General features: G+C 63.4%; 8 protein-coding genes. 5 read left to right on the top strand and 3 right to left on the bottom strand.

Going from position 1 to position 8,303, the window contains the following annotated elements; all coding sequences use genetic code 11:
* Window positions 1-37: 37 nt before the first annotated feature.
* The 5 genes from ACESMD_RS08860 (at window position 38) to nanR (ending at window position 4,950) form a co-directional block, all read left to right on the top strand.
* On the top strand, window positions 38-1,039 hold the full coding sequence (locus ACESMD_RS08860) for a sialic acid TRAP transporter substrate-binding protein SiaP (RefSeq protein WP_372612333.1): 1,002 nt from the start codon (window positions 38-40) through the stop codon (window positions 1,037-1,039).
* A gap of 63 nt (window positions 1,040-1,102) precedes the next feature.
* The gene (locus tag ACESMD_RS08855; protein ID WP_372612331.1) at window positions 1,103-1,639 is read left to right on the top strand and encodes a TRAP transporter small permease; all 537 of its coding nucleotides are present in this window, start codon (window positions 1,103-1,105) and stop codon (window positions 1,637-1,639) included.
* 26 nt (window positions 1,640-1,665) lie between these two features.
* The gene (locus ACESMD_RS08850) at window positions 1,666-3,045 is read left to right on the top strand and encodes a TRAP transporter large permease (protein WP_372612329.1); all 1,380 of its coding nucleotides are present in this window, start codon (window positions 1,666-1,668) and stop codon (window positions 3,043-3,045) included.
* A 37-nt stretch (window positions 3,046-3,082) separates the two neighbouring features.
* Window positions 3,083-4,159: an Ldh family oxidoreductase gene (locus ACESMD_RS08845; protein ID WP_372612327.1), complete on the top strand. Its 1,077-nt coding sequence runs from the start codon at window positions 3,083-3,085 to the stop codon at window positions 4,157-4,159.
* Between the two features lie 71 nt (window positions 4,160-4,230).
* Window positions 4,231-4,950 carry a transcriptional regulator NanR gene (gene nanR / locus ACESMD_RS08840; protein WP_372612325.1) on the top strand — a complete coding sequence of 240 codons (720 nt, stop codon included), beginning with the start codon at window positions 4,231-4,233 and terminating at the stop codon, window positions 4,948-4,950.
* A gap of 10 nt (window positions 4,951-4,960) precedes the next feature.
* Here nanR and ACESMD_RS08835 read toward each other — a convergent pair whose 3' ends face one another.
* The 3 genes from ACESMD_RS08835 to ACESMD_RS08825 all read right to left on the bottom strand — a co-directional run.
* Window positions 4,961-6,133, bottom strand: coding sequence for a mannitol dehydrogenase (locus tag ACESMD_RS08835; protein WP_372612323.1), 1,173 nt, complete (start codon window positions 6,131-6,133; stop codon window positions 4,961-4,963).
* An 11-nt stretch (window positions 6,134-6,144) separates the two neighbouring features.
* The gene (locus ACESMD_RS08830) at window positions 6,145-7,788 is read right to left on the bottom strand and encodes a UxaA family hydrolase (protein ID WP_372612321.1); all 1,644 of its coding nucleotides are present in this window, start codon (window positions 7,786-7,788) and stop codon (window positions 6,145-6,147) included.
* Between the two features lie 142 nt (window positions 7,789-7,930).
* Window positions 7,931-8,303 (bottom strand): fumarylacetoacetate hydrolase family protein (locus ACESMD_RS08825; protein ID WP_372612319.1); only part of this gene is annotated, 373 nt, incomplete at its 5' end.

Genomic DNA, 8,303 nt, shown 5'->3' with positions numbered 1-8,303 from the left:
TCACAACAACGTCCAGAACGCTGTGAGGAGAAGTACCATGAGCTACAAGAGCCAACGCCAATTGACATTCGTGCGCGCCATGACGGCCGCCATGCTGGCGACCGGGGTCAGTATCGCCGGCATTGCCCAGGCACAGGAGACCCTCAATTTCGCCCACGTCTATGAGACCTCCGAGCCCTATCACGAGTGGGCGCTGTGGGCGGCCGAGGAGATCGCGGAGCGCACCGACGGACGCTACAACATCCAGGTCCATCCCGCGTCCTCGCTGGGCAAGGAGGCCGACATCAACGAGGGGCTGCAACTGGGCACCGTGGATCTCATCTATACGGGCAACCAGTTCGCTGGCCGCTTCTACGGGCCCATCGGCATCGCCGGGGCACCCTATATGTTCCGGGATTTCGATCACTGGCAGGCCTATGCCGACAGCGATCTCTTCGATGAGATCGCCCAGGGCTATCAGGACAAGACCGGCAACGTACCGTTGGCCATGAACTACTATGGGCGTCGCCACGTGACCTCCAACAAGCCGATCAACGAGCCAGCAGACATGCAGGATCTCAAGATCCGCACGCCCAACGCGCCGATGTACATGATGTTCCCCGAGGCCGTGGGCGCCAACCCGACGCCGATCGCCTTCGCCGAGGTCTACCTGGCGTTGCAGCAGGGGGTCGTCGATGCCCAGGAGAACCCGCTACCGACCATTCGCGCCAAGGCCTTCTACGAGGTCCAGGACTACATCAACCTGACCGGTCACATCACCGATTCGCTGATCACCATTGCCGGCGGGCCGCTGTGGGATCGTCTGTCCGAAGAGGATCGCGAGATCTTCCGCGAAGTCTACATGGAGGCTGGCGAGAAGATCACCGAAGACATTCTCCAGTCTGAGGAAGACCTGGTGGCCTGGTTCGAGGAACAAGGAGTGACCGTCAACGAAGTCGACATCACGCCCTTCCGCGAGGCGGTCATGCCGCATCACAACGGCGATGCCGCTACCTGGGATCAGGAAACCTACGATCGCCTGCAGGCCATCGGCCAGTAATCCATCCAGCCTTGTCATGACGCCATCCCCATCGAGGGGGTGGTGTCATGCCCGGAGTCCATCATGACAAACGAACAATGGCCTGCGGAGGAGTCCGGCTTCCACATCGAGGAGGAGGATCGCTTCGACTGGAATGACTTTGTCCTGGAGGATTATCTGTCGCTGGTCGTTTTCTGGGTGCTGGCGCTGGTTGTCTTCATGCAGTTCTTCAGCCGCTATGTCCTAGGTGATTCCATTGCCTGGACCGAGGAGATGGCTCGCTACTTTCTGGTGGCCGTGGCATTCCTGGGCGGGAGCATGGCGGTGCGCAAGAGATCGCATATCTCCGTGGAATTCTTCTATCGCTACATGCCGTCGTTGATGCAACGCCTGCTGTCGACCCTGGTGGATTTCATCACGATAGCGTTCTTCGCCGCCGGTTGCTGGATTACCTGGAAGCTGGCTGACATTACCACCGCCATGATGGTGTCGGTGGATATCCCCAAGAGCTTTCTCTACTACGTGGTGCTGATCGGATTTGTGCTGATGCTGCTGCGCTCCATCCAGATCATGATCAGCCGCTGGCGCCTGGGAAGTCGCGAGCCTTTTGATACCCCATAACGACAATACCCTTCGGAGTCCTTTCCATGTCCAATGCCCTGGCTCTGCGCCGGCGGGGTATGCTGGTCCCCCCCATCATCGCCGTGCTGGCGGTGGCCGGTTGTATCGCGCTGGTCTTCTATGGCCAGTATCTGCTGTTCCTTTTCGCTGCGCTTTTCACCCTGCTGTTGCTGGGGGTGCCCATCGCCATCAGCCTGGCCGGGTCCTGCCTGATCTATGTCTGGCTGACCGGAAGGGTGCCGGATGTGGTGGTCGTGCATCGCATGATCAACGGCATCGACAGTTTCCCGTTGCTGGCGATTCCGTTCTTCATCCTTGCCGGCAATCTGATGAACAATGGCGGTATCACCTCGCGTATCTTCGATTTCGCCAAGGCCCTGATGGGCTGGATGCGCGGAGGGCTGGGCCATGTCAACGTGGGCGCGAGCATCGTCTTCTCGGGGATGTCAGGTGCGGCGGTCGCCGATGCCGGGGGGCTGGGCACCATCGAGATCAGGGCCATGCGCGATGCCGGCTATGACCAGGAATTCTCGGTGGGCATCACGGCAGCGTCTTCGACGATCGGCCCGATCATCCCGCCCAGCCTGCCGCTGGTCATTTATGGGGTCATGGCCTCTGTATCGGTGGGTCAGCTGTTCGCCGCCGGCCTGATCCCCGGCCTGCTGATGGGCCTGGCGCTGATGGTGATGATCACCATCATGGCAAAGCGGCGGGGTTATCCCCGGGATGCAAAATTCTCCATCCCGGTGCTCTGGACGGCGTTTCGCCGTGCCTTCCTGTCGCTGCTCACGCCCTTGATCATCGTGGGGGGTATCATCTCGGGCGTCTTCACACCCACCGAGGCGGCCATCGCCGCCGTGGTCTATGCACTCTTCCTGGGCATCGTGGTCTATCGCATCCTGACCTGGCGGCGGTTGCTCAAGGTCAGCATGGAAACCATCGAGACCACGGCGGTAATTCTGCTGATCGTGGCCGGTGCCTCGATCTTTGCCTGGATCTTGACCAGCAACCAGGTCACCCAGCATGTCGTCAATCTGCTGGGGCCCTTCGCCGACAATCCCATTGCCCTGCTGATCATCATCAACCTCGTGCTGATCGTGGTGGGGTGTTTCATGGAGACCATCGCGGCGATCACCATTCTGGTGCCGGTGCTGCTGCCGGCGGTCGTGGCGGCCGGCATCGATCCGGTGCACTTCGGTGTGATCATGGTCCTCAACCTGATGATCGGCCTGCTGACGCCACCGGTGGGAATGGTGCTCTACGTCCTGTCGCGCGTGTCGAACATCTCCTTCGAGAAGTGCATGCGCGGAACCCTGCCGTTTCTGGTACCGCTGGTGATTTCGCTGCTGCTCGTTACCTTCATTCCGGCCATCTCGCTGTGGCTGCCGACCTTGGTCTATCGGTGAGCCACGGTGTCACGAGAGGAAAAAGGAATACCGATCGATGAAAGAGTCAATGCAGGAGTTCCGGGTCCCTGTCGACGACCTGGTAAACTTCATCAAGCAGGCGCTGGTCCGCGCCGGTGCCGATGAGGCCTCGGCCGAGGCCGTGACGCTGGCCCTGGTCACGGCCTCGCGGATGGGGACCGACAGCCACGGCCTGCGGCTGCTTCCTCATTACCTCAAGGCGCTGCAGGGGGGAAGGATCAGCGGACATCCCGATATGCGCTTCAGTCGGCGACTGCCGGCGACCGGCTTTCTGGATGCCGACAATGGCTTCGGTCACCTGGCCGCGTACACAGCGATGTCACAAGCCGGCGACATGGCCGAGGAGGTCGGGCTCGGGGCGGTGGCCGTGGGTCATTCGTCGCATTTCGGTGCGGCAGGCTGTTATGCCCTGGCGGCGGCCGAGCGCGGCCTGATCGGCATGGCCTTCTGCAATTCCGATCCCTTCGTACTCTTGCACGACGGCAAGACGCCCTTCCATGGTACCAATCCCATCGCCTTCGCCGCCCCGGTCGCCGGCGAATCGCCCTACCTGCTGGACATGGCGACCAGCTCGGTGCCCTGGAACCGCGTTCAGCAGTATGGCGCCATCGGCCGTGAGCTGCCGGATCAAGTCGCCGCCGATGCCCGGGGAGAGGTGACCCGCCTGCCCGATGAGGTGGCGGCACTCCTGCCCCTGGGTGGCAGCGACTTCGGGTTCAAGGGCGCGGGACTCGGCGGAATGGTCGAGGTGCTCAGTTCGACCCTTTCGGGCATGCTCAACGGCTTTCGCCTCCTGCCGATGGGTGGGCCGGACATGTCGACCCCGCGTGGCGTCGGGCACTTCGTCCTGGCGATGAACCCCGCCGCCTTCACCGAGGCGTCGACCTTCCAGGCTTGCCTGCGTGACTACCTGGCGGATCTTCGTTCCCGCCCCGCCATGCCCGGCACCGACGTACTGGCCCCCGGGGATCGTGAATGGCGGTGTCGGGCGCAGCGCGATGCCGAGGGCATCCCGCTGGATACGGCTAACCAGGCGGCCTATGCCGCCATGGCGAGCGAACTCGGGCTCGAACCGCTCAAGCCCCTGGCTTGACCGCAGGGGTTGGTGCAATACGGTAGAATGGCGACCGACTCGTGTTCAAGATAACCCATAGAGGGGGGGGTATGAGCAGATACCGGGTGGAGCGCAAGACGCTTTCCGAACAGGTCGCCGAGCAACTCGAAGCGGAGATTCTCGAGGGTCGGCTCAGCGAAAACGATCAACTCCCCTCCGAGCGGGAGCTGATGGAGCAGTTCGGTGTCGGGCGCCCGGCGGTCCGCGAAGCCCTCTTCTATCTACAGCGACTGGGGCTGATCGCTATCAACAGCGGCACCCGGGCGCGGGTCATCCGGCCCACCGCCGAGGCGGTGATGGCAAGGCTCTCCGGCGTGACGCGCCAACTGCTCTCCAAGCCCGATGGCCAGCAGTATTTCCAGGAAGCCAGAGCCATGTTCGAGATTTCGCTGGCGCGCTATGCGGCCCGCCATGCGACCGAGGCCGATCTCCTTCGCCTGCGCGAGGCCCTGCAGGAAAACCGCGACGCCATCGGTGACGAGGCGCGTTTCAAGCGATCCGACAACGACTTCCACGGGGTCCTGGCCAGCATCGGATGCAACCCCATCTTCGACGCCATCCATGTGGCACTCTCCGAATGGCTCGATGACAGACGAGCGCAGGTGCTGCAGCAGCAGGACGAGGACAAGGCGGCCCTTGCCGCCCACATCGAGATCATCGAGGCCATCGCGTCCCGCGATCCCGATGCGTCGGAAGCCGCCATGCGTCGCCATCTCGATCGCCACTATGGCACCTACATGCAACTCAAGAAGCGGCTTTCCTCGGACTGACGCGCGTCCTTCAGCGCGCCTTCTCGCCTGATACGCCTCCCTCGGCCTGGCCGACGACTCCCCTCGAGTGCAGAGCGGACTCCAGCAGCGGTGTGGCATGCCCCTGGGCCCGTGCCATCTCATGCACCGGCGCCAGGCGTCGCCGCAGCTTCTCCCGGTGATGCTGGGCAATATCCTCGAAGCGATGGTCCAGGAACGGATTGCTGAAACGCTCCAGGGTCGTCTCGATATAGTCCTCCAGCTGCATGCCGGGGAATTGGCGGTCGAGCACCGGCAAGACCTCATCGCGTAGCATCGCCTCCAGCGGCTCCCGCAGCGAGGGTTCCTGCATGGCCTCGCGAACGTAGCGCAGGCGTGATGTCAGCCTCTGGTCATGCCAGCGCTGGACCAGCCAGCTGTGGGAGAGGTTCAGGACATGCAGCTTGCGCTTCTCGTAGGGGGCCAGGTCGCTCACGACCTGCACATCGGGATGATGGCAGGGCAATTCGAGCCCCGGCGTTTCCTGTATGGCCCAGAGGCCATAGGGTTCCGCGACGGCCCCCACCGGCTCGATGGTGCTCGACACGATACGATCGACCAGGGTATCGATCCACAGGCATTCCTGTTTCAACCAGGAGAGAAAGTCGGGATCGCCGTAATGGGTGTCGGCCAGATGGCAGACGATCTCCCGGAGGCGCTGCCCGTTGGCCTGGATCAGTTCGCAGGGCATCAGCGTGATCCCGCGACCGTTGCGTCGGTAGCGGGCGTGAAGCAGCTTCGTCAGGCGTGTGGGAAAGCTGGTGGGAAGGGCGTGTTGCGGGTCGTCGTCAGCGGGGATGGCGTAACCGTCCTCCCCGGTGTTGGAGACCACATGGGTGATCTCCTCGACGAAGCGGCGTTCGATCTCTTCCCAGTCGCTGTCGGCGACCAGGCAGGCGGCGAGGCTGTCGACCCATTCTTCCGCATCGATGGTCTGGCCGTCGCGCCTGCCGCGAAAGTGAACCGGATACTGCAGCCGCTCGGCCAGGTCATGGGCCTTCCGACGCCCCACCGGGCGCGCGGAGCCCTGGACAATCACGATCCGCTTGTCACTGCGCCTTGCCGCCAGTGATTCACTGACGAAGTAATCGACATGGGCCAGCAGGAAACGGCTGGTGCCGAACTGCAGGATCTCGGCATGTTGCTCGGGTGATGGTGCGATCATGGTCAGGTATCCTAGAGTGAAACGCCGCGCTTCCAGGGGATGAAGTCATACTGGGCGAGTGCCACGGCCTTCGGACGGTAACGTCCCGACGCCGTGTCGATGCACAGCCGAAGCAGTCGCTCGGCGAGGTCGTCGATACTGGCTTCGCCGCGAATGATAGGGCCGGCGTCGAAATCGATGACATCCGCCATGCGGTTGGCCATTTCGCTGTTGCTCGAAATCTTCAGCACCGGGGTGATCGGATTGCCGGTGGGCGTGCCGAGGCCGGTGGTGAACATGATCAGGTTGGCGCCAGAGCCGGCGAGGCCGGTGGTCGACTCCACGTCATTGCCCGGTGTGCAGAGCAGGCTCAGCCCCTTCTCGACCCGTGGCTCGGTGTAGTCGAGGACATCGACTACCGGGCTGTCGCCTCCCTTTCTGGCGGCGCCGGCGGACTTCATGGCATCGGTGATCAGGCCGTCGCGGATGTTGCCCGGCGAGGGATTCATGGAAAAGTCGGCCCCGACCCTGGCGGCATGGTCCTGGTAGGCGGTCATCAGGTCGTGGAACCGCTTGGCCACCCGATCATCGCGGCACCGGGCAATCAGTTCGTGTTCCACGCCACAGAGTTCGGGGAACTCGCTGAGGATGCCGCTGCCGCCCAGGGCCACCAGCCGATCGATGACGGCGCCCACCAGTGGGTTCGCCGAGAGGCCGGAGAAGCCGTCCGAGCCGCCGCATTCCACGCCGATGGTGAGTTCTGAAAGCGGTGCCGGTGCACGCTCGACCCGGTTGGCCTCGGCGAGACCATCGAAGATGGTGGTCAGGGCCTGGCGGATCAGGTCCACTTCGCTCAGGCTGGCCTGCTGTTCCAGGTAGTGCACCGGGCGCAAGCCATCCGGGTCGCGACTTTCGACTGCACGCCTGAGCATCTGGATCTGGGCCTTCTGGCAGCCCAGGCTGAGCACCGTGGCTCCCGCCACATTGGGATGGCAGATATAACCGGCGAGCAGCTGACACAGGGCGTTGGCATCGTCGTCGGTGCCACCGCAGCCAAGGGTATGGGTGAGAAAGCGTACCCCGTCGACATTGGGGAAGAGACGCTCGGGGGTGGGTTCGGGGGCCTTGTCTATCGACGCGGCTCCTTTCAGCAATTCATGCGCCATTCGCTTGTAATCGCGGAAGGGGTCTTCCCCCAGGGCATCGGCAACGCACTGGCGCAGCACCTCGATATTGCGGTTCTCGCAGAACACCAGGGGCACTACCAGCCAGACGTTAGCCGTGCCGACACGGCCGTCCGGGCGGTGGTACCCCTCGAAGCCAACACCCTCGAAGGCGCTGACGTCCGGTGCCCGCCAATGCCCGCGGCGCGCCTGGGGCACGGCCGTATCGGTATTGTGCTCGATATTCTCGGTGGTGACGGCGCCGCCTTCGGCGATGGAGCGTGTCACACGGCCGACGGTGACGCCATACATGATCACGCTGTCGCCCACCGCCAGCGAATTCAGGGCGAACTTGTGCTTGTGGCGGATCGGCTCGGCAAGCCGGATGCAGCGACCACCGTCCTCGATCTCGCTGTCGGCGGGCAGGTCCTTGAGTGCCACGCGGACATTGTCGGCGACATGCACGCGCCGGCTGGCCAGCTGGCCGACGTCGCGGGTAATGGTCTGGCTCATGGCAGTCTCCTCTACTGAGCGACGCTGGGGTCGAGACTGACCATGGCCTTGATCACGCCATGGTAAGGATCGCACCAGCGGGGCATGATCTCGGGAACGGCATCCAGGTCGGCTCGGCGCTCCTGTTTCAGGCGCGCTTGGTTCAGGTGGGGTCGTCGGCGACCACTTGCTGATTCTGCTCGCCCAGCCCCTCGATGCCCAGGCGCATCCGCTGACCGGGGCGAAGGTAGACCGCCGGCTTCTGGCCCATGCCGACGCCTGGTGGGGTGCCAGTCGAGATCACATCGCCCGGCTGAAGGCTCATGAAGCGGCTCAGGTAACTGATCAAGAAGGGAATCTGGTAAACCATGGTGCGGGTGCTGCCGTCCTGGTAGCGCTTGCCATCGACCTCGAGCCACATATCGAGCTCATGCGGGTCAGCAACCTCGTCGGGTGTCACCAGCCAGGGTCCCATTGGACCGAAGGTATCGCAGCCCTTGCCCTTGTCCCAGGTGCCGCTGCGCTCGAGCTGGAAC

Source organism: Halomonas sp., from assembly GCF_041689495.1.
Taxonomy (GTDB): Bacteria; Pseudomonadota; Gammaproteobacteria; order Pseudomonadales; family Halomonadaceae; genus Halomonas.
This window is presented reverse-complemented; position numbering and strand designations above follow the sequence as displayed.

Bases quoted from the DNA above. Each gene is read 5' to 3' on its own strand.
- nanR (WP_372612325.1), top strand. From the start codon at position 4,231: ATGAGCAGATACCGGGTGGAGCGCAAGACGCTTTCCGAACAGGTCGCC.
- ACESMD_RS08855 (WP_372612331.1), top strand. From the start codon at position 1,103: ATGACAAACGAACAATGGCCTGCGGAGGAGTCCGGCTTCCACATCGAG.
- ACESMD_RS08835 (WP_372612323.1), bottom strand. From the start codon at position 6,133: ATGATCGCACCATCACCCGAGCAACATGCCGAGATCCTGCAGTTCGGC.
- ACESMD_RS08845 (WP_372612327.1), top strand. From the start codon at position 3,083: ATGAAAGAGTCAATGCAGGAGTTCCGGGTCCCTGTCGACGACCTGGTA.
- ACESMD_RS08860 (WP_372612333.1), top strand. From the start codon at position 38: ATGAGCTACAAGAGCCAACGCCAATTGACATTCGTGCGCGCCATGACG.
- ACESMD_RS08850 (WP_372612329.1), top strand. From the start codon at position 1,666: ATGTCCAATGCCCTGGCTCTGCGCCGGCGGGGTATGCTGGTCCCCCCC.
- ACESMD_RS08830 (WP_372612321.1), bottom strand. From the start codon at position 7,788: ATGAGCCAGACCATTACCCGCGACGTCGGCCAGCTGGCCAGCCGGCGC.